General features: G+C 58.4%; 1 rRNA gene. It reads right to left on the minus strand.

Going from position 1 to position 389, the window contains the following annotated elements:
- Positions 1-132, minus strand: a 16S ribosomal RNA gene (locus DXB86_RS09470); the annotation flags it as partial.
- Positions 133-389: the final 257 nt, after the last annotated feature.

Raw genomic sequence — 389 nt, forward strand, 5'->3', positions numbered from 1 at the left:
AGGGGGCAGGTTCTCCACGTGTTACTCAGCCGTTCGCCACTCGCTTCCCTCCGGAGAGGGGTGCCGTTCGACTTGCATGTGTTAGGCGCGCCGCCAGCGTTCATCCTGAGCCAGGATCGAACTCTCCGTCCAAAATATTCTGGGCTTCGAGCCCGTCCGGTCCTCTCAGTCCATCGCTGATCGGTTCCGTTCGATTCATATGGTTCTGTATAGGAAAAGGAATTTCTCGGGGCCGCCTCTCGGCGGCCTTGCGAAAAACAAATCCAAGTTAGACCATTTCAAATGGTTCGATGTCTGCCCGGATGCGACACTGAATGTGTCCATCCTCGCAGTATCCGGTTCTCAAGGTGCACGCCTGGCGGCTGATCCGGTCCGACCGGGCCGCGCGG

It is taken from the genome of Collinsella sp. OM06-18AC (genome assembly GCF_003438785.1).
Taxonomy (GTDB): Bacteria; Actinomycetota; Coriobacteriia; order Coriobacteriales; family Coriobacteriaceae; genus Collinsella.